This window comes from Streptomyces sp. NPDC006624 (assembly GCF_040611555.1).
GTDB lineage: Bacteria > Actinomycetota > Actinomycetes > Streptomycetales > Streptomycetaceae > Streptomyces.
This window is the reverse complement of the sequence record NZ_JBEXOM010000002.1, coordinates 127777-151641: the sequence shown is the minus strand read 5'-3', so window position 1 is coordinate 151641 and position 23865 is coordinate 127777. Positions and strand designations below refer to the sequence as shown.

Here is a 23865-nt window from a genome sequence, read left to right as displayed (position 1 = left end):
TCCTTCGGCCGACCGGGACCGCACACCCCACGGCCGATGCTGCTCCGGGCTGCGGTGCCGGGAGGGTTGAGGGTCCCTCTCAGGCGCCGCGGCCCGCGGGTGCCCCGGCAGGTCCCGCCCGTCCGGGCCACCGATGTCCCGCTCCGGGTATTTCAGTGCCGTACAAACGCCCGGGTACGCTCGGCCCCGTGCCCTCCATGAACGAACTCGTACGCCAGCACACCGCACTCGACGACACCGATCTCGAGTGGCTGCACCTGCTGGTCTCGGAGTGGCAGCTGCTCTCCGACCTCTCCTTCGCCGACCTGGTCCTGTGGGTCCCCACCAGCGACGGCACCCGGTACGTCTCGGTCGCGCAGATGCGGCCCAACACCGGCCCGACCTCGTACCAGGACGACATGGTGGGCCACCTCGTCCCGCGCGGCCGCCGGCCGATGCTGGACGCCGCCCTCGACGAGGGCCGCATCGTCCGCGAGGGCGACCCGGAGTGGCGCGAGGAGGTCCCCGTCCGCGTCGAGTCGATCCCCGTGCGACGGGAGGGACGCGTCCTCGGGGTCATCGCGCGCAACACCAACCTCCTCACCGTGCGCACCCCGAGCCGGCTGGAGCTCACGTACCTGCAGAGCGCCTCCGACCTCGCACAGATGATCGCGGCCGGTTCCTTCCCGTTCGCGAACCAGCAGCTCGACATGGACGCTTCTCCCCGTGTGGGTGACGGCCTGATCCGGGTCGACGCCGACGGCATCGTCCAGTACGCCTCCCCGAACGCCCTGTCCGCCTACCACCGGCTCGGGCTCGCCTCCGACCTCGTCGGGCAGCACCTCGGCAGGACCACCGCCGAACTCGCCCCGACACGAGGTCCGGTGGACGAGGCGCTGGCCAAGCTCGCCAGCGGCTGGGCGCCGCGGGAGTTCGAGATCGAGTCCAGCGACGGGGTGATCCAGTTCCGGGCCATCCCCCTCAAGCCCAAGGGCACCCGCATCGGCTCGCTGGTGCTGCTCCGCGACGTGACGGAACTGCGCCGCCGGGAGCGCGAGTTGATCACCAAGGACGCGACCATCCGCGAGATCCACCACCGGGTCAAGAACAACCTCCAGACGGTGGCGGCCCTGCTCCGGCTCCAGGCCCGGCGCATCGAGTCCGACCGGGGCCGGGAAGCCCTGGAGGAGGCGGTGCGGCGCGTCGGATCGATTGCGATCGTGCACGAGACGCTCTCTCAGAACCTGGACGAGCGCGTCGAGTTCGACGACATCGCCGACCGCGTGCTGGCGATGGTGGCGGAGATCTCCCCGGGCAAGGTCACCGGCCGGCGCACCGGACGCTTCGGCATCCTCGACGCGGAGGTCGCCACTCCGCTGTCGATGGTGCTGACCGAGATCCTGCAGAACGCGCTGGAGCACGGCTTCCGCGAGGGCGACACCGGCTCGGTCGAGGTGTCGGCGGTCCGCGGTGGCACGACGAAGGAGGCCCGGCTGCTGGTCACCGTCCAGGACGACGGGGTCGGTCTGCCGGAGGGCTTCGACCCGCACACGGCCGGCAATCTCGGGCTGCAGATCGTACGGACGCTGGTGGAGGGGGAGTTGGGTGGCACCTTCGACATGGTCCCGGCCCCGGAACGCGGCACCCGTGTGATCTTGGACATCCCGGTGCGTGCCCAGAAGTGAACCGGCTCCTGACCCGGGCCGGAGACACCGGCGGGCCGCGCACAGCATTGAGCCCCGGGCCACCAAGTGGCCCGGGGCTTAAGCTCGTTGCTGCTTGACTAAGCGCATCGGGGGAACTGCGCGCTGCGGCTCGGGGGCGGGAGATGCGTACTCGCTGTACGCGCCGCCAAGCTCAGGCTGTCAGCAGGGGTGGGTTGTCAGGCGGAGGCCTGACGGGCCCGGTTGCGGGCGGCGCGGCGCTTCATCGCGCGGCGCTCGTCCTCGCTGAGACCACCCCAGACGCCGGAGTCCTGGCCGGACTCGAGCGCCCACTGCAGACACTGCTCGATCACCGGGCAGCGACGGCAGACGGCCTTGGCTTCCTCGATCTGCAGCAGCGCAGGACCGGTGTTGCCGATGGGGAAGAAGAGCTCGGGGTCTTCCTCGCGGCAAACGGCGTTGTGACGCCAGTCCATGGCTGCTACCTCTCCTTGGTATTACGTGCAGGTGCTTGTGAATGTGAACGCTTTCACGAATCCCTCAACAAGTGAAGGGCCGACCGCCAGGTTCCCTGGCGTGGGTCCTGTGAGTTGAAGAGGGGTTCTGGTGACCAGTGGAGGCCGGTGTTGCGGGCCGTCCCGATCGCCACGTAGAGACTCGCAAACCTCAGCGGCGGATACAACCCCTTCTGGAAAGTTTTTTTTGATTCTTCGGTGTCGACTAGGTCACAGCCGTACTTCCATGGGGTGGATCCTGGCCTAAACGTTCGAGTGAAAGGACTTTAGCCAGTTCTGCTCACACAATCACACGCAGTGCACGGCGTACGCCTGTGAACGTCACGCTGGTTCGCAGCCCCAGGTGGTCACCGTCCATCTGGAGGGGGAGCGGGACCTTCGAATGCAAGGTGAACTGTGTCAAGTCGTGCAGTGAGGTGGCGTGCTTTCCCTGGGGTCCGCGCTCGGGGGACGAAGTGAGCAACTGGGTGCCATACCGGGCAACCGCCGCGGTCGACAGGCGGCTGAGAGCGAAGATGTCGAGGCCGGTATCGAACGAGGCCTTAGGCGCCGCGTAGATCGGGCGATTCCCCAGAAACGTCCACGGGGAGGTGTTCGAGACTATGGACAGCACCAGATCGGTGACCGGATCCTCGCCGGCCCGCTCCAGGGTGATCGTCCCGCTCTTGCGGTTCGGCTCGCCGAGCAACTGGCGCACGACCTGGCGCACGTACAGAGCGTGGGTGGACTTCCGGCCGCGCTCGCGGTGCTGTTCCACCCGGCCGACCACACCCGCGTCGAAGCCCAGGCCCGCGTTGAAGGTGAACCAGCGGGACGGCACCGCCTCGTCCTCCGTGCCCGGAGTGCCCGACGTCAGACCCAGGCCCACGGTCCGTTCGCTGCCGTCGCGCAGGGCGTCCAGCAGGGCGCCGGTGGCCTCCACCGCGTCGTTCGGCAGACCGAGCGCGCGGGCGAAGACGTTCGTGGAACCGCCCGGGACCACGGCGAGGCCGGGGACGTGCCCCGGAGCGGGGCCGGCGTGCAGCAGGCCGTTGACCACCTCGTTGACCGTGCCGTCGCCGCCGAGGGCCACCACCAGGTCGATGTCGTCGCTGTCCGCCGCCTGCCGGCCCAGGTCGCGTGCGTGGCCGCGGTACTCCGTGGTGACCGCTTCCAGCTTCATCTCGCTGGCGAGCGCGTGGATCAGTACGTCGCGTGTGCGCGCACTTGTGGTGGTTGCCGCCGGGTTGACCACGAGGAGTGCACGCATGACTGGCAGCGTACCTACTGGGTGGTACCTGGCCCAGAGCGAGGTGGGGATCAGGTGGGCGAGCGGGGGTGAACCTCCCCACGGGGGGCGCGCCGGGCGAGGGCTACCCTTCAGGGGTGAGCAGTGAGCAGACCACCACGACCCAGGAAACCACCGGCCCCCGCCCCCGGCGTCTGACGTACGCGGCGCTGCTGGCCGCACTGGAGGGGCTGGCGCTGGTCGTGGGAGGCGTCTGGATCCTCGTCCTCGGTCTCACGGGGCATCCGGACGACCGGCAGCAGGCCGTCACCGGGGGCATCACGCTGGTCGTGCTCGCGCTGCTGCCGCTGCTCGCCGCCCGCGGACTGCTCGCCCTGCGCAGCTGGAGCCGCGGCCCGGCCGTGATCACCCAGCTCCTGGCGCTCCCGGTGGCCTACAACCTGCTGCAGGCCGACAGCATGGCCATTCCCGGTGGGATCGCGCTCGCGGTCGTGGCCGTCGTGTCGCTCGTGCTGCTGGTGAACCCCGAGACGACCCGGGCCCTCGGAATCCGCGGGCCCGGTAACGCCGGCGACAAGTAGCCCTCACTCCTCGACGAGGAGCTTCTCCCGGAGCTGCGCCAGTGTGCGCGCCAGCAGGCGGGAGACGTGCATCTGCGAGATGCCGACCTCCTGCGCGATCTGCGACTGGGTCATGTTGCCGAAGAACCGCAGCAGCAGGATCCGCTTCTCGCGCGGCGGGAGGTCCTCCAGGAGTGGTTTGAGGGACTCCCGGTACTCCACGCCCTCCAGCGCCTCGTCCTCCGCGCCGAGGGTGTCCGCGACCGCCGGGGACTCGTCGTCGGTGTCGGGGACGTCCAGGGACAGCGTGGAGTACGCGTTGGCGGACTCCAGACCCTCCAGGACCTCCTCCTCCGAGATCGCCAGCTTCTCGGCGAGCTCGTGGACCGTGGGGGAGCGGCCGTGCAGCTGCGACAGCTCGGCCGTCGCCGTGGTCAGCGACAGGCGCAGCTCCTGCAGCCGGCGCGGCACCCGCACCGCCCAGCCCTTGTCGCGGAAGTGCCGCTTGATCTCACCGACGACCGTCGGGGTCGCGTACGTGGAGAACTCCACGCCGCGGTCCGGATCGAAGCGGTCGACCGACTTGATCAGGCCGATCGTGGCGACCTGGGTGAGGTCGTCCAGTGGCTCGCCGCGGTTGCGGAAGCGCCGGGCGAGATGCTCCACCAGCGGCAGATGCATCCGGACCAGCTGGTTGCGCAGCTCCGCGTACTCGGGGCTGCCGCTGCTCAGGGTGCGCAGCTTGAGGAACATGTCGCGCGCCCCGCTGCGGTCCGGAGAGCCGTGCTGCGCGCCCTGTGCGTGGTGTGCGCTCGGCGTCTCGTCCTCGGAGTGTCGCTCGTGCTCGCTCATCGTCCCGCCCGTCGCCCTTCCCCGAGCCCTCGCCTCCCCCGCCCCTCTCGGCTTCGCGTGAGTGGGGGGACCCCCCTGGGCCGGGGATGCGGTGATCCCGCCGCCCGGAGGCGCGCTCCGCACGGCATCGCCCTGGTCCGGCCGTCCGCCGCCCGGGAGGACGGCCTCCGGGGAGTCGTCCTCGGGGTGCGGACGGGCCTGCTCGGGGATGCCGTCGATACCGTCCGCCATACGCCGGGCTCCGGCCGGACCAACCTTGCCCGTGCCCTCGGCCGGCAGCTCTCGTGTGCCGCGCTCTTCGTCCCGCACCGGCCCGTCCTCTTTCCTCACGCCGGCCCGGGTCCCGCGCCGCGCTGTTTGTAGAGGCTGATCGAAACGGTTTTGTCCTTGTCCACGGCGGAGGAGACCTTGCCCGCCAGGGCGGACAGGACGGTCCAGGCGAAGGTGTCCCGCGAAGGCGCGTGGCCGTCCGTGGTCGGCGCCGAGACGGTGACCTCGAGCGAGTCGTCGACGAGGCGGAACACACAGCTGAGCACCGAGCCGGGCACGGCCTGCTGCAGCAGGATCGCGCAGGCCTCGTCCACCGCGATGCGCAGATCCTCGATCTCGTCGAGGGTGAAGTCCAAACGGGCCGCGAGGCCGGCCGTGGCCGTACGCAGCACCGACAGGTAGGCACCCGCGGCCGGCAGCCGGACTTCCACGAAGTCCTGGGTCGCGGGCTCGCCTGCGATCTCGGACACCCTCACCTCCATGGTGGTACAAGCGTTTCAGGGCCGAGGGTCGACCCTCGGGATAACGCGATACGTGGTTCAGCGGTGACGCTATCGCGCTCTCAACGGTCCTGTCCCCGGGACCCCAACCCCTTGCCGTCACTCACAGTAAACCTGTGGACACGCTCCGTGTCTAGGGGTTGGGCGGGCCCAAATGGGAAGAGCGCGCGCCGGGTTGACGTACCCAGACGCCAGACCGTCGAACCGTCCTGGTCGGACCGTCCTGCGTCGGGGTTCTGCCGGGTCACACCAGGACATGGTCGACGAAACACCACCGCCAGCTCTCGCCGGGCTCGTGCGTCCGCATCACGGGGTGCCCGGACTCCTTGTGGTGCCTCGCCGCGTGCCGTCCCGGCGAGGAGTCGCAGCAACCGACGTGGCCACAGGTGAGGCACAGCCGCAGCTGCACCGGATCCGTGCCCTCCGCCAGGCACTCCGGACACGTCTCGCTGAGCGGGACGGGTGCGGGATGCGGCAGCGCGTCGGCGTGCGTGCACTGTTTCATGATTGCCAGGTTACGACGGCCGAGCGGAAGACCGCGTCGAAAAAAGAGGGCGGGCGAGAACGATGGACGTGATGCCACTGCTGCTGCTGGTGGCGGGCAGTGCGGCGATCGCCGCGGCCGGGCGTCGGACACCCGTGCCCGCGCCGCTGCTGCTGGTCGCCGCCGGGCTGGCGGTCAGCTACATCCCCGGGGTGCCCGACTACGCGCTCGACCCGCACATCGTCCTGCCGCTCATCCTGCCCCCGCTGCTGCACACGGCCGCCACCGACAGTTCGTACCTCGACCTGCGGGCCCAGCTGAGGCCGGTGGCGATGCTGTCCGTCGGGTACGTGCTGTTCGCGACGTTCGTCGTCGGCTGGGCCCTGTACCTGATCGTGCCCGGCCTGCCGCTGACCGCGGCCCTGGTCTTCGGCGCGATCGTGGCGCCCCCGGACGCGGTCGCGGCGACGGCGGTGGCGCGCCGGGTCGGGCTGCCGTCGCGGATCACCACGATCCTCCAGGGCGAGTCCCTGCTGAACGACGCCACCGCGATCACCGCCTACCGCGTCGCCCTGGCCGCCGCCGTCGGCGAGGGCGCGACCTGGGCCGCGGGCATCGGCGAGTTCCTGCTCGCCGCGGTCGGCGGCCTGGCGGTCGGCCTGGTGCTCATGGCGCCGATCCACTGGCTGCGCACGCACGTGAAGGACGCGCTGCCGCAGAACACGCTCTCGCTGCTGATCCCGTTCGTCGCGTACGCCGTCGCCGAGGAGGTGCACGCCTCCGGCGTCATCGCGGTCGTCGTCGTCGCGCTCTACCTGGGGCACCGCGCGTGGGAGGTCGACTTCGCCACCCGCCTCCAGGAGGAAGCGGTGTGGAAGATGGTCGCCTTCGTCCTGGAGTCGGCGGTGTTCGCGCTGATCGGGCTGCAGTTGCCGGTGGTGCTCAGGGGACTGGGGGAGTACGAGGGATCCGAGGCCGCCTGGTACGCGGTCGCCGTCTTCCTGGTGGTGGTCGCGGCCCGGTTCGTGTGGGTGTACCCCGCGACCTTCCTGCCGCGGCTGCTGTCCGCGCGGATCCGCGAGCGGGAGGACAACCCCACCTGGAAGGGGCCGTTCATCATCGCGTGGGCCGGGATGCGGGGCGTGGTCTCGCTGGCCATCGCCTTCTCCATCCCGCTGACCATGCACGACGGCGAGGAGCCCTTCCCGCAGCGGAACCTGATCCTCTTCCTGACCTTCACGACCGTCATCGGCACCCTGGTCGTGCAGGGCCTCACCCTGCCCCCGCTGATCCGCCTGCTGAAGTTCCCCGGGCGGGACGCGCAGGCCGAGACGCTCGCCGAGGCCAACGCCCAGGCGCAGGCGTCCCGGGCCGCCGAGCGGCGCCTGGACGAACTCCTCACCGACGAGCGCAACGCCCTGCCCGCACCGCTCGCCGACCGGCTGCGCACCGTCCTGGAACGCCGCCGCAACGCCGTCTGGGAACGGCTCGGGCAGTCCAACCCGGTCACCGGGGAGTCCGTCGACGACACCTACCGGCGGCTGTCGCGGGAGATGATCGGCGCCGAGCGCGAGGTCTTCGTCAAGCTCCGGGACGCCCGGTACATCGACGACGAGATGCTGCGGACCCTGCTGCGCAGGCTGGACCTGGAGGAGGCGGCGGCCTTCCGGGAGGCGGCGTAGGGAGGGCGTCGCCTCAGGGCACGCGTGCGTGCCGACGAGCCGCACGGCTGTGCCGGCACGCACGCGTGCCTGCGGCGGTCGTCACGGAAACGGGCGGCCGGTGATCACCGCCGCCACCGCCGTGCCGCGAGGGAAGGCGCCTTCCCCCGCCAGGGTGACGAGCCCGTACAGCAGTTTGGCCACGTACAGGCGCTCGACGGGCAGGCCGTGGCGGTCCTCGAAGTCCGAGGCGAACGCGTGCAGCTCGTCCGGCACGCGCGCGTAGCCGCCGAAATGGAAGCGGTCGTCCAGGCTCCAGTCACCTCGCCTGCCGCCGAAGGTCCGCTGTTGCAGGGCCTCCGTGCCGGCCGTCAGGAAGCCGCCCTTGAGGACCGGGACGCCCAGGGCGCGCTGCCCGGGGGCGAGGCCAGCGGCCAGCCCCGCCAGGGTGCCGCCGGTTCCGCAGGCCACGGCGACTACATCGGCCCGGCCGCGCAGTTCGGCGCCGAGCTCCCGGCAGCCGCGTACCGCCTCGGCGTTGCTGCCGCCCTCGGGGACGACGTACGCGTCCTCGGCGTCCGCCGCGCCCAGGGCGCCGGTCAGGATGCCGGTGAGGGTGCGTGGATCGGACGCGCGGCGGTAGGTCGCCCGGTCGACGAAGTGCAGGCGCATGCCGTCGGCCGCGCAGCGGGCCAGGGACGGGTTGAGGGGCCTGCCGGCCAGCTCGTCGCCGCGCACGACACCCACTGTTCGGATGCCGAGCAGCCGGCCGGCGGCGGCCGTGGCGCGCAGGTGGTTGGACCACGCGCCGCCGAACGTGACGACGGTCCGGCCGGCCGCCGCTGCCAGGTTCGGCGCCAGCTTGCGCCACTTGTTGCCGATCAGCTCCGGGTGGATCAGGTCGTCCCGCTTCAGCAGCAGCCGCACGCCCCGGCGCTCGAACCGGGGGTCGGCGACCTCCTGCACCGGCGAGGGCAGCCGGGGCCGCAGCGCGGCGAGGCCGGGAGTGTCGGGGCTGGTCACCGGGCCATTGTCACCCGGATGCCGGACAGGGGGAGCGGCCGCCCGGGCTCGGGGCGGGGAGGCGCCCCCAGCCGCCCTGGCCCGACCCGCCCCTCATGCCATGCACCACGACGCGCGCCTTCTGCCCAGCGTGTCGAAGATCCATTCCCGCTCTTTCGTGTAATGGCCTGGCGACGCTGCGTGAGGAAGGCTGGGGCGTGCACCTCGATGCCCGGGGCATGTGGGCGTCGGTCACAACCTGGAGGGCAGTTCTCTATGTCGGTAGGCGAAGAGGCCCGCACCGAGCAGACCAGGCCGCAGCAGAGTCTCGGCACGGCGGCCGCGCGGAACCTGGCCACCACGACCAAGTCCGTGCCGCAGATGCAGGAGATCAGCTCCCGCTGGCTGCTGCGCATGCTGCCCTGGGTCGACGTCCAGGGCGGTACGTACCGGGTGAACCGGCGACTGACCTTCGCCGTCGGCGACGGCCGGCTGACGTTCGTGCAGACCGGCGACCGGGTCGAGATCATCCCCGCGGAGCTGGGGGAGCTGCCGGCCCTGCGGTCCTACGAGGACCAAGAGGTGCTCCGCGAGATCGCCCGCCGCTGCGATCAGCGCGAGATCCCGGCGGGCAACGTGATCGCCTCGTTCGGCAGCCAGGCCGACGAGGTGTACCTGCTGGCGCACGGCAGGGTCGAGAAGGTCGGCACGGGCCCGTACGGGGAGGACGAGTCCCTCGGCGTCCTCGCCGACGGGTCCTACTTCGGCGACGACGCCCTGCTGAACGACGACGCGATCTGGGAGTACACGGCCCGCGCGCTCACCGCGTGCACCCTGCTCGTGCTGCCCCGCCAGGAGTTCGCGCGGATCGCCGAGCGCTCGGACACACTGCGCGAGCACCTCCGGCAGCTCCGCTCGATCCCCGCGCAGCGCTCCAACAAGTACGGCGAGAAGGCGATCGACCTCTCCTCCGGCCATTCCGGCGAGCCGGACATCCCGCACACCTTCGTCGACTACGAGGCCAGCCCCCGCGAGTACGAACTGAGCGTCGCCCAGACCGTACTGCGCATCCACACGCGCGTGGCCGACCTCTACAACCAGCCCATGAACCAGACCGAGCAGCAGATCCGGCTGACGGTCGAGGCGCTGAAGGAGCGTCAGGAGCACGAGCTGGTCAACAACCGGGACTTCGGCCTCCTGCACAACTGCGAGTACGACCAGCGGATCCAGCCGCACGACGGCGTGCCCGGCCCGGACGACCTGGACGAGCTGCTCAGCCGGCGCCGCGGCACCAGACTGCTGCTCGCCCACCCGCGCGCCATCGCCGCGTTCGGCCGTGAGCTCAACAAGCGCGGACTGGTCCCGGAGACCATCGACATGTCCGGCAACCGCATCCCGACCTGGCGCGGCGTGCCGATCTTCCCGTGCAACAAGATCCCGGTGACCGAAGCGCGTACGACGTCGATCATCGCGATGCGCACCGGCGAGAGCGACCAGGGCGTCATCGGTCTGCGCGCCTCGGGCATCCCGGACGAGATCGAGCCGAGTCTGTCGGTGCGCTTCATGGGCATCAACGAACAGGCCATCATCAAGTACCTGGTCACGGCCTACTACTCGGCGGCGGTCCTGGTACCGGACGCGCTGGGCGTCCTGGAGAACGTCGAGATCGGCCGCTGGCGGTGACGCTTCCGGTGTGCCCGCTGTGTCCGCGCCCGGCGGGGCGGGTAGATCCTCGGGGCACGCGTCCGACGGCAGCGCAGGCGCCACCGTCCGCTCGTCCTCCGAGGCGGTCCCATGGGTGAGTCCCTTACGGAGTCCAGGACGGAGACGACGCTGCCCGCCCCCGGTGGGCAGCGCGCCGAGCCCTGGCACCCAGCCAGGTCGCCGCACAGGCGGGGGCTCGTCACGGCGCGGCGCGGCAGCCGGCCGGAGCCGGCCGAGGCTCACGAGGCGGTCGTGCTCCTGGAGCGGGCCCGTGCGGAGGTCGACCCGGTGCTGCGGGCCGCGATCGACTCGCTGCCCGGCCCGATGCGCCGCGTCGCGCTCCACCACTTCGGCTGGGACCGGGGGGACGGCTTCCCGGGCAGGGGCGGTTCCGGCAAGGGCAGTCCGGTGATGGGCGGTTCGGGGAACGGCGGTCAGGACAAGGGCGGTCCGGGGAACGGCGGTCCGGGCAGGGGCGGTTCGGGCAAGGGCAGGCCGGTGATGGGCGGTCCAGCGAACGGCAGTCCGGGCAAGGGCGGTTCGGGCAGCGCCATCCGCCCCGCGCTCGTCCTCGTCGCGGCGGCCGCCCTGGGGGGATCCGAGGCCCGGGCGCGTGCGGTCCGGGCGGCGGCCGCGGTGGAGCTGGTCCACCACTGCACGCTGCTGCACGACTACACGATGGACCGTGACGCCGTCCGCCGGCACCGGCCCACCGCGTGGACCGTGTTCGGAGACGCCGACGCGATCCTCGCCGGGGACGCCCTGCAGGCACTGGCACTGCGGTTGCTCGCCGAGGACCCCCATCCGGCGTCCTCGGCCGCCGCCGCCCGGCTCGCGGACTGCGTGGTCGAGCTGTGCGCCGGGCGGCACGCGGACACGGCCATGGAGCGGCGCGGCCCCGGCGAGGTCACGCTCGACGAGGTGCTCGCCATGGCCGAGGCCAAGACGGGTGCTCTGCTGGGCGGGGCCTGCGCGATCGGCGCGCTGTACGCGGGCGCCGGGGCCGCGGACGTGGCGGCGCTGGACGCGTTCGGCCGGGAGGCCGGGCTCGCCTTCCAGCTCATCGACGACGTCATCGGCCTCTGGGGCGACCCGGGCCGGACCGGCAAACCCGTCGGTGCGGATCCGGCCGCCCGCAGCAAGTCCCTGCCGGTGGTCGCGGCCCTCACTTCAGGCAGCCCGGAAGCGGCCGGGCTCGCCGAACTGTCCGCACGCCCCGGCGGGAAGGTGGACCTGGAGCACCTCGCCCTGACCGTGGAGCGCGCGGGCGGCCGTGACTGGGCACAGGAGCAGGCGGCCGACCGGATGGCCCGGGCGGTGCAGCAACTGGCACGCGCCGTACCCGATCCGGAGGCGGCGGGCGGTCTGCTGGCCCTCGCCGAGTTCGTGACCAGGCGCGGCAGTTGACGAGGCGGCGGCCGACGGTCCGCGGACCGGCTCGTGAGCGCCGTGGCGGCGGTCGTGGGCCGGAGGCGAACGCCCGGTCCTCGGCCGGCGAGGCACCACCGGGCGCGCGGCGCGCATCGGCTGCCGGTGGCGCCCGGCGTCCCTTCGGGTGACCGAAGGACCGGACCCCGGAGTCCCGGGGGCTGTGCGGTTCCTGACCCCGCACGGTCCCCGGGCTCCGGCCGGCGGGTCCCGCACTGCCCCACGGTGTGCGGGGCCCGCCCCCCTTCCCCTCACCTCGCGCGACCGGGTTCGGGACACGCGTCCGGCGGGTTTGCGCCAAGGTCCCGCCGGGCTCCCCGCCCGGGCCGCCGACCGCCCTACGATCGACGCCCGTCGGGACGATCGAAGGGGCGGGGCATGGGCGTGGCGATCCGGACGGCGGGCGAGGCGGACCGGGACCTGGTCGTCCGGCTCCTGGACGGGGCGTTCCAGGACGACCCCGTGAGCGGTTGGGTCTTCCCCGGAGTGGAGGACCGCCGTGCCAAGCACCCCGGGCTCATGGCCGCCTTCACCGACATCGTGCTCGCGGCCGGCCGCGTGGACGTCACCGAGGACGGCTCGGCCTGCGCGCTGTGGCTGTCCGTACCGGCCGAGGACGGTCACGACGGCGAGGACGAGGGTCCGGCGCAGGTGCGGCAGGCCGTCGATCCGGACAACGAACGCATCGAGCTGATCGGCCGGCTGACGGCGGCCGTCCACCCCTCCGGGCGGGCCCACGAGTACCTGTGGATGATCGGCGTGGCCCCGGACCGCCAGGGCGAAGGGCTCGGGACCGCGCTGATCGGCTCGGTCCTGGAGCGCTGCGACCGCGAGGGACTGCCCGCCTACCTGGAGGCCAGCAGCGCCCGCAGCCGCAAGCTGTACGAGCGCCTCGGCTTCGCACTCGCCGGGCCGGTCCTCGAGCTTCCCGACGGCCCGGCCATGTGGCCGATGTGGCGCGAGCCGAGAGCGCACCGGACCGCCTAGGACCGCCCCGCCCGACTCCCCACCGCAAGCACCGCCGTCTACGGAACCTCCGCGGTTCCCGGCCCCGCGGCTTCCGCAGCCCCGGCCGTCTCCGGGAGAACCGTCGCCACGATCCGCTCCACCAGCCCGTCCGGCACGGACACCCCGGGCAGCACGCCCTCCAGCACGCCCGGCAGGGTCAGATGCTCCAGGAGCAGCCCGAGCATGGCCAGGTACAGCACGGCGACGGTCTCGTCGCCGCCCGGCAGCCCGGCCGCGCCGTGGAACCGCATGCCCTCCTCCAGGTCCCCGCGCACCGACCTGGTGAAGGAGTCGAGCAGTTCGGGGCGCCGGGTGGCCTCCAGGCGCAGCTCCATCAGGGCGAGATAGCCGGTGCGGTCGCGGGTCGCGCGGCCCATGAGGTCGTGCATGAAGGCCGCGACCAGGGCGCGGTCCTTCGGCCGGGACAGCAGCCCGGCGACCACGTCCGGGTCCGGCGCGAGCCGTACGTGCAGCCGGGTGTCGATCTGGCGCAGCAGGTCGGCGCGGCCGGTGAAGTAGTTGGAGGCGGTGCCCACGGGCACCCCGGCCTGCGCGTCCACCGCGCGGAACGTCAGCCCGCGCGCACCCTCGCGCGCGAGCACCTCGACGGCGGCGTCGACGAGCGCGGCCCGGCGCTCGGGGTTGCTGGCCATGCGGAGTCCCTTCTGTCACTTTCGGCGGTCCGCGGTAATTCCCTTGCAACCACTACACTCGGAGTACTACAAATGCAGTTGTTGCACCGGCAGCCTACGAAAAGAGACCGGCTTGCGAAAGCTCACGTACTTCATCGCCTGTTCCATCGACGGCTTCATCGGGGACCCCGGCGGCGACGCGTCGTCGATGTACCCCTTCGTCGACGAGGAGTTCCTCGCCTTCCTGAAGGCGGAGTATCCGGAGACCATCTACACGCAGGGCCGCCGTGCCATGGGCATCGACGACCTGCCGAACCAGCGGTTCGACACCGTCATCCAGGGCCGCGGCAGTTACGGCATCGCCCTGAAGGAAGGCATCACCAGCCCCTACGCGCACCTGCGCGAGTACGTCGCCTCCGGCACCCTGAGGGAGTCGCCCGACCCGAACGTCGAGATCATCGCGGACGACCTGATCGGCAAGGTCCGCGAGCTGAAGGCCGAGGACGGCACATCCGGCATCTACCTGTGCGGCGGCGCGCGGATCGCGGGCGCCCTGCTCGACGAGATCGACGAACTCGTCATCAAGACCTACCCGATCGTCTACGGCTCGGGCATGCCGATGTTCGAGGCCGGGGCCGGGCTCACGGAGTTCACCCTGGAGTCGGTGCGCACGTTCGGCAACGGCGTCCTGGTGCGCACCTACAGCAGGAAGCGCTGAACCGCCGACCGGCCTACGCTGAGGACATGGGCAGCGAAGAACACGTCTGTCCCCGCTGTGGACAGCCAGTGGAAACGGTCGTCCGGCGCCACAAGACGCTGGGCACATGGGTCCCGCGGTGGGTGCCGGGCCCTTGCCGCAACACCGAGTGCGCGACGTACAGCGCGGAGAGCGCCCAGGGAGCCGCCACGGGCGAGGACACCCGCCCCGCCGCGGCGGCCCCTGCCGCTGAGCCGCCTGGTGAACCGGAGAGACCTCCAGGAGAATCCGTCGCGGAGAATTCCTGAGCCCGGTCCCGTGCCGGGCGCCGAGGACCGTCCGACCTGGATGCGCCGGCCGGCCACCGGGTCCTTGACGCACGTGGAGAGCATGAGCATGACGGGGGGACGGCGTCGCAGGGCGTGGCGCTGGCTGGTGATCGCGTGGGCGCTGGCCGTCGCCGTCGCGGGCGGGCTGACCGTCTGGCTGCAGGACTCCACCGAACCCGGGGGTCCGTACGTCTGGGAGGAGAACAAGCCCGGCGAGCGGCATGACCTGCCGCCCTGCCCGACGCCGGACACGGCCGTCGCGCAGGCGTGCGCCTACATCGACTCGCGCTGAACCCGCAGCGCGCCCGTCTCCGGGTCGCGGGTCGTCAGGCAGTAGGTGCCCCCGGCCGGGTCCCGCATCACCGTCCAGCCGGAGAAGGCGGCCACGAACGCGGCGCCGTGTTCCTCGTGCCACGCCCGGGTCGCCGCGACCTCCGCGCAGGCGAGGTCGAGGTGGGCGGAGGCGGGCCGTTCCCCGTCGAGGCGTTGCAGGAGCAGCCGGAGCGGCAGGCCGGGCGGCGGCTTGACCACGTGGAACTCCGGGAGGGCGCCCGGCAGTGACGTCCAGCCGGCCAGGAGCGCGCTCCAGAAGGCGACTTCGGTGCCGTAAACGGAGGGCGGGACGTCCAGGCACACCTGGTCGAGGCGGCTGCCCCGCACCACGCCCGGACGGGCCGTCTGACCGCGCCAGGGGTCGCCGCAGAACAACTGCCCGCCGGGCGACCGCATCACGACGAGCGACCCCAGGTCCGCCACCACCTCCGCGCCGAGCCGCACGGCCGAAGCGGCGAACTCCCCCACGTCGTCCACGCAGAAGTCGAGGTGCGCGCCGCCGGTCCCCGACGCCACCGCCTGGACCTTCACGCACGCGTCCGCGCCGTCCGGGAGCAGCGTCGCGAACTCCGAGCCCTCCCCGCGGAGTTCGGACAGGCGGGTGGCGGTGACCGTCGTCCAGAAGTCACAGGCGGCATCGAAGGCCGGGCGCGGCCGGTCGATGAAGGCGTACGTCCAGCGGATCGTCATGGGCGTGATCGTAGAGGGCCCCGCCACGGCCACCTGCGTGAACCTCGACCCGCCCCGCCTCGCCGCTCCCCGCCCACCGGTCCGTGCTTGTTTGCATGCAGCAATGGACCACATCACGTTCCTCGTGGCAGTCGTCATCGTCACGGCACTCGCCTTCGACTTCACCAACGGTTTCCACGACACGGCGAACGCGATGGCCACCTCCATCGCCACGGGCGCGCTCGCGCCCCGTACCGCGGTCCTGATCAGCGGTGTCCTCAACGTCGCCGGTGCCTTCCTGTCCACCGAGGTGGCCAGGACCATCTCGGGTGGCATCGTGGACGACACCCTCGTCACCCCGGCCATGATCTTCGCGGGGCTGGTCGGGGCGATCCTGTGGAACCTGCTGACCTGGCTCGTCGGCCTGCCCTCCAGCTCCTCCCACGCCCTGTTCGGAGGGCTGATCGGGGCCGTGTGGATCGGGGCGGGCAGCCGGGGCGTCGACTTCGGCAAGGTCGTCGAGAAGGTGCTGGTGCCGGCGGTCGTCTCGCCCGTCGTGGCCGGTGTCGCCGCGCTGCTCGCCACCGGTCTCGCCTACCGCCTCACCGCCCGCGCCCGCGAGGAGACCGTCACCAAGGGCTTCCGCGCCGGCCAGATCGCCTCCGCCTCGCTGGTCTCCCTCGCCCACGGCACGAACGACGCACAGAAGACCATGGGCGTCATCACCCTGACTCTGATCGCGGCCGGCGCCCTCGGCCACGACGCCGGCCCGCCGCTGTGGGTCGTCGCCTCCGCCGGCCTCGCCATGGGTCTCGGCACCTACCTCGGCGGCTGGCGCATCATCCGCACCATGGGCAAGGGCCTCGCCGAGATCCGGTCGCCGCAGGGCTTCGCCGCCGAGACCGCCTCCACGGCCGTCATCCTGACCTCCGCCCACCTCGGCTTCGCCCTGTCCACCACCCAGGTCGCCTCGGGCAGCATCCTCGGCGCCGGGCTCGGCCGCAGGCTCGCGCGGGTCCGCTGGGGCGTCGCGGGCCGGATGGCGGTCGCCTGGGTGATCACCCTGCCGGCCGCCGCGCTGATCGGAGGGCTGGCCGCCGCCGTCGTCCGCAGCGGCGGGGACCTGGGCACGGCCGTCGTCGCCGTGAGCGGGGCGGCACTCGCGGCGGGCATCGTGCTGGTCTCACGCCGCAACCCGGTGCACGCCGGCAACGTCAACGACGCGCCGGGCACCTCCCTGCGCACCGACCCGCCCGCCAAGGTCGGCACGGTCGCCTGACCCGAGCCGTACTCGGTTCACCGAGCCGGCACGACGAAGGGGCCCGGCCGTGCGTCCGGCCGGGCCCCTTCGTCGTACTCGCCGATCAGGCCTTCTTGGTCTCCCAGAAGATCTTGTCGATCTGGGCGATGTAGTCCAGCGCCTTCTGGCCGGTGGCCGGGTCGGTCGACGCCTTGGCGGCCGAGAGGGCCTTCAGGGTGTCGTTGACCAGCTGGTGCAGCTCCGGGTACTTCTCGAAGTGCGGCGGCTTGAAGTAGTCGCTCCAGAGCACCGAGACGTGGTGCTTCGCGAGCTCGGCACGCTGCTCCTTGATGACGGTGGCGCGCGCCTGGAAGTGCGGGTCGTCGTTACCGGCCATCTTCTCCTGGACGGCCTTGACCGACTCCGCCTCGATGCGGGCCTGGGCGGGGTCGTACACACCGCAGGGAAGGTCGCAGTGCGCGCTGACCTTGACCTTGGGGGCAAACAGGCGGGAAAGCATGGAGCATTCCTTCCTCGTGATCGTCTTCTCACAGGGGACATTACTCCGTGAGGGACGGCTTTTCGCGGGTGCCCCCATGGGCTTAGGACAAAAGTCCGGGGTGAGACTGAGACTGGTGGACGAAGAGACGGGGAGGTGCCGGGTGATGCCGGAGCTGTCGCAGGAGCCCGGACGGGAGAGGCCGGGCGCGCCGTTCGGCGTCGCCGAGGTGACCGGGCCGTCCATGGTGCCGACCCTGTACCACGGGGACCGGCTCCTGGTGCACTACGGGACCCGGGTCAGGCCCGGCGACGTCGTCGTGCTGCGGCATCCCTTCCAGCAGGACCTGCTCGTGGTGAAGCGGGTCGCCGAGCGGCGCGAGGGCGGCTGGTGGGTGCTCGGGGACAACGCGTACGCGGGGGGCGACAGCACCGACTACGGCGTCGTGCCCGACGACCTGGTGTTGGGGCGGGTCAGGCTCCGCTACCGGCCGCTCAGGTCCGCCCGCCGTTCGCCCTGGGTGCTGCTCGGCTGGGCGCTCTCCGCGGCCAGGCCCGTCCTCTCGGGCAGGCCGGGCCGGGCGGCCTCCAGGCGTTTGCGGGCCCGGTAGGCGGCGACGTTGGCGCGGGTCGCGCAGCGGTCGGAGCAGTAGCGCCGGGAGCGGTTGGTGGAGGTGTCGAGGTAGGCGTTGCGGCAGGGCGCGGCCTCGCACAGGCCGAGCCGGTCCACGCCGTACTCGGTCAGGTGGAACGCCAGGCCCATCGCGGCGATCGCCGCATAGCCCGCGGTCGCGTTGGACGGGTGGTCCGCCAGGTGCATGTGCCACAGCGGACGGCCGTCGTCGTCGCGGAAGTCGTGCCCGGAGATCTGAGGGCTCACCGGGAACTCCAGCAGCAGTGAGTTGAGCAGGTCGACGGCGAGCGTCTCGTCGCCCGCGTCGGCCGCCTCGAAGACCGCGCGCAGCCGCGCCCGGATCGAGCGGAACCGCGTCACGTCCGCGTCGGTGGCACGCCGGGCCGCCGACTGGCTGCCGCCGAACAGGTCACGAACGGCCTCGACCGACGTCAGGGTGTCCTTGCCCCGGGCCGGTTCCTCGGTGTTGACGAGGCGCACGGCGTAGTCCGAGTAATAGGCCAGTTCCACTTGTAGTCCTTACGGAGGGGCTTTATCGTCGTGAGCGTGCACTGGTAAGAGCTGATGGTGCTTCCAGGGTATTACGAGGGAGGGGCTCGATGACGGACGCCGACACCACCACGGCCACCACCGACTGGCGTGCCTGGCAGGAGAGCTGGGACCGGCAGCAGGAGTGGTACATGCCCGACCGCGAGAAGCGGTTCGAGATCATGCTCGACATGGTGGAAGCGCTCGTCGGCATCGCACCGCGCGTGCTCGACCTCGCCTGCGGAACCGGCAGCATCACCGCCCGGCTGCTCGCCCGCCTCCCGGACGCCACCAGCACCGGCGTCGACCTCGACCCGGCGCTCCTGGCCATCGCCGAGGGCACCTTCGCCGGTGACGACCGGGTCCGCCTGGTCACCGCCGACCTGAAGGACCCCGGCTGGCCGGCGAAGCTGCCGCACACGTCGTACGACGCCGTCCTGACCGCGACGGCCCTGCACTGGCTGCACCGGGAACCCCTCGCGGACCTCTACGGCCGGGTCGCGGGGCTGGTCCGCGACGGCGGTGTCTTCATGAACGCGGACCACATGATCGACGAGACCACGCCCCGGATCAACGCCGCCGAGCGGGCACAGCGGCACGCCCGTATGGATCAGACCAAGCGGGACGGAGCCCTGGACTGGGCCGAATGGTGGCAGCTCGCCGCCCGGGACCCCCACCTCGCCGGCCCCACGGCCCGCCGCTACGAGATCTACGGCGAACACGCGGAAGGCGACATGCCGTCGGTGCGGTGGCACGCGCGCGTGCTGCGCGAGATGGGCTTCGGCGAGGCCAGGCCCGTGTGGTGCTCGCCCTCGGACACCCTGCTGCTGGCCCTGAAGTAGCACAGACCGAGGGGGCGGTACGGGCATCCCGTACCGCCCCCTGGCCGTGCGTACCGTCAGAGCACCTTGGACAGGAACGACTTCGTCCGCTCGTGCTGCGGGTTGGTCAGCACCTCGCGCGGGTGACCGGATTCGACCACCACACCGCCGTCCATGAAGACCAGGCTGTCGCCCACCTCGCGGGCGAAGCCCATCTCGTGGGTGACGACGATCATCGTCATGCCGGACTCGGCGAGGTCGCGCATGACGTCCAGGACGTCACCCACCAGCTCCGGGTCCAGCGCCGAGGTCGGCTCGTCGAAGAGCATCAGCTTCGGGTCCATGGCGAGCGCCCGGGCGATGGCGACACGCTGCTGCTGGCCGCCGGAGAGCTGGGAGGGGTAGTTGCCCGCCTTGTCGGCCAGCCCCACCCGGTCCAGCAGCTCCAGGGCCCGCTGCCGCGCCTGCCCCCGGTTTGTGCCCCTGACCTGGACCGGGGCCTCCATGACGTTCTCGACGGCCGTCATGTGCGGGAACAGGTTGAAGCGCTGGAAGACCATGCCGATGTCCCGGCGCTTGACGGCGACCTCGCTGTCCTTCAGCTCGTAGAGCTTGTCGCCCTTCTGGCGGTAGCCCACCAGCTCGCCGTCCACGTACAGGCGGCCGGCGTTGATCTTCTCCAGGTGGTTGATGCACCTCAGGAAGGTCGACTTGCCGGAACCGGAGGGGCCGATGAGACAGAACACCTCGCCGGACTTCACCTCCAGGTCGATGCCCTTGAGGACCTCTACGGGGCCGAACGACTTGTGGACGCCTTCGGCCTTGACCATGGCGGTCATGCGGTGCCTCCCGTCGGCTTCGAGCGGCTGGACAGGGACAGCACGTTCGCCTTGATCTTCTGGAACGGGGTGGCCGGGAGCGCCCGGCTGGAACCACGCGCGTAGTACCGCTCCAGGTAGTACTGGCCGATGCTGAAGATCGAGGTCAGCAGCAGGTACCAGGCAGCCGCCAGGAACAGCATCTCGGCGGGGGCGCCGGAGGTCTGGCCGATGTCCTGAGCTGCCCGCAGCAGCTCGGGATACTGGACGACCGAGACCAGCGAGGTCGTCTTCAGCATGTTGATGACCTCGTTGCCCGTCGGCGGCACGATCACGCGCATCGCCTGCGGGATGACGATGCGGCGCAGCGTCTTGGTGTGGCTCATGCCCAGCGCGTGCGACGCCTCCGTCTGGCCCTCGTCGACCGAGAGCAGACCGGCACGGCAGATCTCCGCCATGTAGGCGGCCTCGTTCAGGCCGAGGCCCAGCAGCGCCGTCAGGAACGGGGTCATGAAGTCCGACCACTCGTCCTTGTAGAACGGCCCGAGGTTGATGTACTCGAAGACCAGGCCCAGGTTGAACCAGACGATCAGCTGGACCAGGACCGGGGTGCCGCGGAAGAACCAGATGTAGAACCACGCGATCGACGAGGTCACCGGGTTCTTCGACAGGCGCATCACGGCGAGCAGCACGCCGCCGACGATGCCGATGACCATGGACAGCACGGTCAGGAGCAGGGTCTTGCCGACGCCGTCCAGGATGCGGTCGTCGAAGAAGTAGTCCGGGATCGCGCCCCAGTTGATCTTGCCCTGGGAGAACGCGTAGACGATGCCGCCCAGCAGTGCGAGGGCGACGACGGCGGAGACGTACCGCCCGTAGTGCCGGACCGGGATGGCCTTGATGGCCTCCGGCCCGGCCGGGGGCGTGTCGCCCGCCGTCTTGTCGATGTCAACAGTCACGGGTGTTGCCTTTCAGTGCCGCTGCGTCGCGGTCACTTGCCGCCGTTGATGGTGGCTTCGTCGATGGAGCCGTCGGTGACGCCCCACTTCTTCATGATCTTCTCGTACTCGCCGTTCTCGATGATCGCGTCGAGGGCGGCCTTGAGGGCGTCCCGCAGCTCCGTCTGGTTCTTGGCGACCGCGATGCCGTACGGAGCGGCCTCGACCTGCTCGCCGACCAGCTGGAAGTCCTTGCCGCCACCGGAGGTCTTCACCGCGTACGCGGCGACCGGGAAGTCGGACGAGCCGGCGTCGGCGCCGCCCGCGCGCAGGCGGGTCTGGGCCTGCTGGTCGTTGTCGAAGGCCTCGATGGCGATCTTCTCGCCCTTCTCGCACTTCTTCGACTCGGCCTTGGCCAGGTCCTCGGAGACCGTGCCGCGCTGCAGCACGATCTTCTTGCCGCACAGGTCGGACCAGGTCTTGATGCCCTGGTCGTCACCCTTCTTGGTGTAGATCGAGACACCGGCGGTGAAGTAGTCCACGAAGTCGACGCCCTCACCGACCTTCTTGCCGGTGTCGGAGTCGATGCCCTCCTGGCGGTCCTTCGTGTCGGTCATCGCTGACATGGCGATGTCGTACCGCTTCGAGCGCAGACCCGTGATCAGCGTGTCGAAGGTGCCGTTCTCGAACTGGAAGTCGACCCCGAGCTGCTTGCCCATGGCGGCGGCGAGGTCGGGGTCGATGCCGACCACCTTGCCGGAGCTGTCCTTGAACTCGACCGGGGCGTAGGCGATGTCCGAGCCGACCTTGATGACGCCCTTGTCGCGGATCGCCTTGGGCAGCTTGTCGGCGAGCGGGGCCGAGGCGGCGGTGTCGCTGCCCGAGCCCGTGTCCTTGGTCTGGTCACCGCATCCGGTGAGCATCAGTGCGCCTGCGACCGCGATCGCGCCGACCGCTGCTAGCCGGGAACGCGCGGCGGTGGTACGACGGGTGGAGCTTGCGGTCATGGTGGGTTCCTCCGGCGGATGGGTGGAGTTGCCGATGGGGCCGGCGACTGCCGGAAAGGCAGCGCGCCATGGGGTCGACGAGAGCACACGCCTTCGAGTGTCGCGACCTCGTGTGATTACGGCATCTTGCCATTCGGACTGCGCGATTCTGGGGGCCAGCCATGTCAAAATCGGATAACGGGCGATCCCCGAACCGCATCACCCCGGTCTCCCACGGCTGGACCTTCTATGGGAATCAGTGCTTCCGGCCGGAAGATCTTCGGCGCAACCAGGGATTTCAGCATGAGGCGCGCGAGCTTCGCGGATGCTTGAGTGGTTGTCGCTGGTTTGTCCAGAGGTTGTACCGAAATTGGACGAAGAGTCGGGGCACCGTCATGTGACCTTGGCGTTATGGACTCGTCCTCGGTGGCTCTCGTCCGGTAAGAAGGGTCTTTACACCCCTCATCCGGGGCTCAGGGCGCGTGTGCGGCGCGCCCGTCGCGTACGCGCCCGTACGTATCACGTACAGAGCACGTCCACGGCCGTACGCGGTCCCGCCCACCCCTCACCAGGAGTGGCCACCCTCAAACCAATGAAGATTTAAGGGGTAAAACGAAGTGGCAGCGGAGATCGTCAATCCTCGCAGCGAGAGCAAGACCGGCGATACGGGCGGCGAGGGCGGTGCGGAGCCCCTCGACTCCTTCGACCCGGCGTTCGCGCTGCACCGCGGCGGCAAGATGGCTGTGCAGGCCACCGTGCCGGTCCGTGACAAGGACGACCTGTCCCTGGCGTACACGCCCGGCGTCGCGAAGGTGTGCAGCGCGATCGCGGAGCAGCCGGAGCTCGTGCACGACTACACGTGGAAGTCGTCGGTCGTGGCCGTCGTGACGGACGGTACGGCCGTTCTGGGGCTCGGTGACATCGGGCCCGAGGCCTCCCTCCCGGTGATGGAGGGCAAGGCCATCCTGTTCAAGCAGTTCGGTGGCGTGGACGCGGTCCCGATCGCGCTGAACTGCACGGACGTGGACGAGATCGTCGAGACGGTGGTGCGGCTCGCGCCCTCGTTCGGCGGAGTCAACCTGGAGGACATCTCGGCGCCGCGGTGCTTCGAGATCGAGCGGAAGCTGCAGGAGCGGCTGGACATCCCGGTCTTCCACGACGACCAGCACGGTACGGCGGTGGTGACCCTCGCCGCCCTGCGGAACGCCGCGCGGCTGAGCGGGCGGGCGCTGGGCGATCTGCGCGCCGTCATCTCCGGTGCGGGCGCGGCCGGTGTCGCCATCGCGAAGATGCTGGTCGAGGCCGGGATCGGGGACGTCGCCGTGGCCGACCGCAAGGGTGTCGTGTCGGCGGACCGGGACGACCTCACGCCCGTGAAGCGGGAGCTGGCCGGGTTCACGAACAAGGGCGGGATCACCGGGTCGCTGGAGTCGGCGCTCGCCGGCGCCGACGTGTTCATCGGTGTCTCGGGCGGGACCGTGCCGGAGTCGGCGGTGTCGTCGATGGCCGAGGGCGCGTTCGTGTTCGCCATGGCGAACCCGAACCCCGAGGTGCATCCCGAGATCGCGCACAAGTACGCGGCCGTGGTCGCCACCGGGCGGTCGGACTTCCCGAACCAGATCAACAACGTGCTGGCGTTCCCCGGCATCTTCGCCGGTGCGCTGCAGGTGCGGGCCTCCCGGATCACCGAGGGGATGAAGCTGGCGGCCGCCGAGGCGCTGGCGGCGGTGGTCGGGGACGACCTCTCGGCCGACTACGTCATTCCCTCGCCGTTCGACGAGCGGGTGGCGCCGGCGGTGACGGCCGCCGTCGCGGCGGCGGCCCGCGCCGAGGGCGTGGCCCGGCGCTGACGCCACCGGTCGTACGAGGTGACCCCGTCCGGGATCG

Annotated in this window: 25 protein-coding genes and 1 pseudogene; 13 read left to right on the top strand and 13 right to left on the bottom strand. The window is 71.1% G+C overall.

What is annotated here, in order from left to right; genetic code table 11:
* Nucleotides 1-197 precede the first annotated feature (197 nt).
* Nucleotides 198-1664, top strand: a complete 1467-nt coding sequence (locus tag ABZY20_RS04330; RefSeq protein WP_356437382.1) for a PAS domain-containing sensor histidine kinase — start codon at nt 198-200, stop codon at nt 1662-1664.
* A 197-nt stretch (nt 1665-1861) separates the two neighbouring features.
* Here the strand turns inward: ABZY20_RS04330 and ABZY20_RS04325 are convergent, their stop codons facing one another.
* Together ABZY20_RS04325 and ABZY20_RS04320 are read right to left on the bottom strand one after the other, a co-directional pair.
* Nucleotides 1862-2119, bottom strand: a complete 258-nt coding sequence (locus ABZY20_RS04325) for a WhiB family transcriptional regulator (RefSeq protein WP_003992873.1) — start codon at nt 2117-2119, stop codon at nt 1862-1864.
* A gap of 319 nt (nt 2120-2438) precedes the next feature.
* A complete protein-coding gene (locus tag ABZY20_RS04320) occupies nt 2439-3407 on the bottom strand; it encodes a diacylglycerol kinase family protein (protein ID WP_356436333.1) in 969 nt (322 codons plus the stop codon).
* 116 nt (nt 3408-3523) lie between these two features.
* Between ABZY20_RS04320 and ABZY20_RS04315 the strand changes: the two genes are divergently transcribed.
* Nucleotides 3524-3967 carry a hypothetical protein gene (locus ABZY20_RS04315; RefSeq protein ID WP_356436330.1) on the top strand — a complete coding sequence of 148 codons (444 nt, stop codon included), beginning with the start codon at nt 3524-3526 and terminating at the stop codon, nt 3965-3967.
* A 3-nt stretch (nt 3968-3970) separates the two neighbouring features.
* Here the strand turns inward: ABZY20_RS04315 and ABZY20_RS04310 are convergent, their stop codons facing one another.
* From ABZY20_RS04310 to ABZY20_RS04300, 3 genes are all read right to left on the bottom strand, one after another.
* Nucleotides 3971-5107 carry a SigB/SigF/SigG family RNA polymerase sigma factor gene (locus ABZY20_RS04310; RefSeq protein WP_356436329.1) on the bottom strand — a complete coding sequence of 379 codons (1137 nt, stop codon included), beginning with the start codon at nt 5105-5107 and terminating at the stop codon, nt 3971-3973.
* Nucleotides 5108-5124: 17 nt separating this feature from the next.
* Nucleotides 5125-5538 carry an anti-sigma regulatory factor gene (locus tag ABZY20_RS04305; protein WP_356436328.1) on the bottom strand — a complete coding sequence of 138 codons (414 nt, stop codon included), beginning with the start codon at nt 5536-5538 and terminating at the stop codon, nt 5125-5127.
* A 274-nt stretch (nt 5539-5812) separates the two neighbouring features.
* Nucleotides 5813-6073, bottom strand: coding sequence for a UBP-type zinc finger domain-containing protein (locus ABZY20_RS04300; RefSeq protein WP_356436326.1), 261 nt, complete (start codon nt 6071-6073; stop codon nt 5813-5815).
* Between the two features lie 62 nt (nt 6074-6135).
* Between ABZY20_RS04300 and ABZY20_RS04295 the strand changes: the two genes are divergently transcribed.
* On the top strand, nt 6136-7734 hold the full coding sequence (locus ABZY20_RS04295) for a Na+/H+ antiporter (RefSeq protein WP_356436325.1): 1599 nt from the start codon (nt 6136-6138) through the stop codon (nt 7732-7734).
* Between the two features lie 81 nt (nt 7735-7815).
* Here the strand turns inward: ABZY20_RS04295 and ABZY20_RS04290 are convergent, their stop codons facing one another.
* Entirely contained in the window at nt 7816-8736 is a 921-nt protein-coding gene (locus tag ABZY20_RS04290; RefSeq protein ID WP_356436323.1) for a pyridoxal-phosphate dependent enzyme, read from the bottom strand.
* 255 nt (nt 8737-8991) lie between these two features.
* Here ABZY20_RS04290 and ABZY20_RS04285 point away from each other — a divergent pair, with 255 nt between their 5' ends.
* The 3 genes from ABZY20_RS04285 to ABZY20_RS04275 all read left to right on the top strand — a co-directional run bounded on the left by ABZY20_RS04285 (nt 8992) and on the right by ABZY20_RS04275 (nt 12834).
* Entirely contained in the window at nt 8992-10398 is a 1407-nt protein-coding gene (locus ABZY20_RS04285) for a family 2B encapsulin nanocompartment shell protein (RefSeq protein ID WP_356436320.1), read from the top strand.
* Between the two features lie 111 nt (nt 10399-10509).
* Nucleotides 10510-11826 carry a polyprenyl synthetase family protein gene (locus ABZY20_RS04280; RefSeq protein WP_356436317.1) on the top strand — a complete coding sequence of 439 codons (1317 nt, stop codon included), beginning with the start codon at nt 10510-10512 and terminating at the stop codon, nt 11824-11826.
* A 399-nt stretch (nt 11827-12225) separates the two neighbouring features.
* Nucleotides 12226-12834, top strand: coding sequence for a GNAT family N-acetyltransferase (locus ABZY20_RS04275; protein ID WP_356436316.1), 609 nt, complete (start codon nt 12226-12228; stop codon nt 12832-12834).
* 38 nt (nt 12835-12872) lie between these two features.
* Here ABZY20_RS04275 and ABZY20_RS04270 read toward each other — a convergent pair whose 3' ends face one another.
* Nucleotides 12873-13508 carry a TetR family transcriptional regulator gene (locus ABZY20_RS04270; protein ID WP_356436313.1) on the bottom strand — a complete coding sequence of 212 codons (636 nt, stop codon included), beginning with the start codon at nt 13506-13508 and terminating at the stop codon, nt 12873-12875.
* Between the two features lie 112 nt (nt 13509-13620).
* On the opposite strand from ABZY20_RS04270, the gene ABZY20_RS04265 reads away from it, so the two are divergent.
* The 3 genes from ABZY20_RS04265 to ABZY20_RS04255 all read left to right on the top strand — a co-directional run bounded on the left by ABZY20_RS04265 (nt 13621) and on the right by ABZY20_RS04255 (nt 14805).
* A complete protein-coding gene (locus ABZY20_RS04265; RefSeq protein ID WP_356436311.1) occupies nt 13621-14205 on the top strand; it encodes a dihydrofolate reductase family protein in 585 nt (194 codons plus the stop codon).
* A 26-nt stretch (nt 14206-14231) separates the two neighbouring features.
* Nucleotides 14232-14492: a hypothetical protein gene (locus tag ABZY20_RS04260; protein WP_356436308.1), complete on the top strand. Its 261-nt coding sequence runs from the start codon at nt 14232-14234 to the stop codon at nt 14490-14492.
* An 82-nt stretch (nt 14493-14574) separates the two neighbouring features.
* Nucleotides 14575-14805: a hypothetical protein gene (locus tag ABZY20_RS04255; protein WP_356436306.1), complete on the top strand. Its 231-nt coding sequence runs from the start codon at nt 14575-14577 to the stop codon at nt 14803-14805.
* On the opposite strand, the gene ABZY20_RS04250 is transcribed toward ABZY20_RS04255, so the two are convergent.
* The gene (locus ABZY20_RS04250; RefSeq protein WP_356436303.1) at nt 14787-15536 is read right to left on the bottom strand and encodes a VOC family protein; all 750 of its coding nucleotides are present in this window, start codon (nt 15534-15536) and stop codon (nt 14787-14789) included. The two genes, ABZY20_RS04255 and ABZY20_RS04250, sit on opposite strands and share 19 nt — an antisense overlap.
* Before the next feature lie 103 nt (nt 15537-15639).
* On the opposite strand from ABZY20_RS04250, the gene ABZY20_RS04245 reads away from it, so the two are divergent.
* On the top strand, nt 15640-16794 hold the full coding sequence (locus ABZY20_RS04245; RefSeq protein WP_356436301.1) for an inorganic phosphate transporter: 1155 nt from the start codon (nt 15640-15642) through the stop codon (nt 16792-16794).
* An 85-nt stretch (nt 16795-16879) separates the two neighbouring features.
* Here the strand turns inward: ABZY20_RS04245 and sodN are convergent, their stop codons facing one another.
* A complete protein-coding gene (gene sodN / locus ABZY20_RS04240; RefSeq protein WP_004983535.1) occupies nt 16880-17275 on the bottom strand; it encodes a superoxide dismutase, Ni in 396 nt (131 codons plus the stop codon).
* Here sodN and sodX point away from each other — a divergent pair.
* Nucleotides 17187-17720, top strand: a pseudogene (gene sodX / locus ABZY20_RS04235) (nickel-type superoxide dismutase maturation protease); the annotation flags it as partial. The gene sodN and the pseudogene sodX overlap by 89 nt on opposite strands.
* Before the next feature lie 17 nt (nt 17721-17737).
* Here the strand turns inward: sodX and ABZY20_RS04230 are convergent.
* Nucleotides 17738-18397: a CGNR zinc finger domain-containing protein gene (locus ABZY20_RS04230; RefSeq protein WP_356436298.1), complete on the bottom strand. Its 660-nt coding sequence runs from the start codon at nt 18395-18397 to the stop codon at nt 17738-17740.
* A gap of 89 nt (nt 18398-18486) precedes the next feature.
* Between ABZY20_RS04230 and ABZY20_RS04225 the strand changes: the two genes are divergently transcribed.
* Nucleotides 18487-19257, top strand: coding sequence for a class I SAM-dependent methyltransferase (locus tag ABZY20_RS04225; RefSeq protein WP_356436295.1), 771 nt, complete (start codon nt 18487-18489; stop codon nt 19255-19257).
* 56 nt (nt 19258-19313) lie between these two features.
* On the opposite strand, the gene ABZY20_RS04220 is transcribed toward ABZY20_RS04225, so the two are convergent.
* Genes ABZY20_RS04220 through ABZY20_RS04210 form a run of 3 tightly spaced genes read right to left on the bottom strand, consistent with a single transcriptional unit; the run spans nt 19314 to nt 21999 of the window.
* On the bottom strand, nt 19314-20075 hold the full coding sequence (locus ABZY20_RS04220) for an amino acid ABC transporter ATP-binding protein (RefSeq protein WP_356436293.1): 762 nt from the start codon (nt 20073-20075) through the stop codon (nt 19314-19316).
* On the bottom strand, nt 20072-21013 hold the full coding sequence (locus ABZY20_RS04215; RefSeq protein ID WP_356436291.1) for an amino acid ABC transporter permease: 942 nt from the start codon (nt 21011-21013) through the stop codon (nt 20072-20074). Before ABZY20_RS04215 ends, ABZY20_RS04220 begins: the two co-directional genes overlap by 4 nt.
* Nucleotides 21014-21045: 32 nt before the next feature.
* Nucleotides 21046-21999 (bottom strand): ABC transporter substrate-binding protein, encoded by a 954-nt coding sequence (locus ABZY20_RS04210; protein ID WP_356436288.1) that lies wholly within the window; start codon nt 21997-21999, stop codon nt 21046-21048.
* Between the two features lie 596 nt (nt 22000-22595).
* On the opposite strand from ABZY20_RS04210, the gene ABZY20_RS04205 reads away from it, so the two are divergent.
* Entirely contained in the window at nt 22596-23828 is a 1233-nt protein-coding gene (locus ABZY20_RS04205; protein ID WP_356436285.1) for an NADP-dependent malic enzyme, read from the top strand.
* Nucleotides 23829-23865 lie beyond the last annotated feature (37 nt).

What these genes read in the sequence shown, in the direction of transcription:
- ABZY20_RS04325 (WP_003992873.1), bottom strand. Translation starts at nt 2,119, where the DNA reads ATGGACTGGCGTCACAACGCCGTTTGCCGCGAGGAAGACCCCGAGCTC.
- ABZY20_RS04330 (WP_356437382.1), top strand. Translation starts at nt 198, where the DNA reads ATGAACGAACTCGTACGCCAGCACACCGCACTCGACGACACCGATCTC.
- ABZY20_RS04245 (WP_356436301.1), top strand. Translation starts at nt 15,640, where the DNA reads ATGGACCACATCACGTTCCTCGTGGCAGTCGTCATCGTCACGGCACTC.
- ABZY20_RS04210 (WP_356436288.1), bottom strand. Translation starts at nt 21,999, where the DNA reads ATGACCGCAAGCTCCACCCGTCGTACCACCGCCGCGCGTTCCCGGCTA.
- ABZY20_RS04225 (WP_356436295.1), top strand. Translation starts at nt 18,487, where the DNA reads ATGACGGACGCCGACACCACCACGGCCACCACCGACTGGCGTGCCTGG.
- ABZY20_RS04255 (WP_356436306.1), top strand. Translation starts at nt 14,575, where the DNA reads ATGAGCATGACGGGGGGACGGCGTCGCAGGGCGTGGCGCTGGCTGGTG.
- ABZY20_RS04300 (WP_356436326.1), bottom strand. Translation starts at nt 6,073, where the DNA reads ATGAAACAGTGCACGCACGCCGACGCGCTGCCGCATCCCGCACCCGTC.
- ABZY20_RS04275 (WP_356436316.1), top strand. Translation starts at nt 12,226, where the DNA reads ATGGGCGTGGCGATCCGGACGGCGGGCGAGGCGGACCGGGACCTGGTC.
- sodN (WP_004983535.1), bottom strand. Translation starts at nt 17,275, where the DNA reads ATGCTTTCCCGCCTGTTTGCCCCCAAGGTCAAGGTCAGCGCGCACTGC.
- ABZY20_RS04295 (WP_356436325.1), top strand. Translation starts at nt 6,136, where the DNA reads ATGGACGTGATGCCACTGCTGCTGCTGGTGGCGGGCAGTGCGGCGATC.
- ABZY20_RS04270 (WP_356436313.1), bottom strand. Translation starts at nt 13,508, where the DNA reads ATGGCCAGCAACCCCGAGCGCCGGGCCGCGCTCGTCGACGCCGCCGTC.
- ABZY20_RS04220 (WP_356436293.1), bottom strand. Translation starts at nt 20,075, where the DNA reads ATGACCGCCATGGTCAAGGCCGAAGGCGTCCACAAGTCGTTCGGCCCC.
- ABZY20_RS04320 (WP_356436333.1), bottom strand. Translation starts at nt 3,407, where the DNA reads ATGCGTGCACTCCTCGTGGTCAACCCGGCGGCAACCACCACAAGTGCG.
- ABZY20_RS04280 (WP_356436317.1), top strand. Translation starts at nt 10,510, where the DNA reads ATGGGTGAGTCCCTTACGGAGTCCAGGACGGAGACGACGCTGCCCGCC.
- ABZY20_RS04250 (WP_356436303.1), bottom strand. Translation starts at nt 15,536, where the DNA reads ATGACGATCCGCTGGACGTACGCCTTCATCGACCGGCCGCGCCCGGCC.
- ABZY20_RS04285 (WP_356436320.1), top strand. Translation starts at nt 8,992, where the DNA reads ATGTCGGTAGGCGAAGAGGCCCGCACCGAGCAGACCAGGCCGCAGCAG.
- ABZY20_RS04260 (WP_356436308.1), top strand. Translation starts at nt 14,232, where the DNA reads ATGGGCAGCGAAGAACACGTCTGTCCCCGCTGTGGACAGCCAGTGGAA.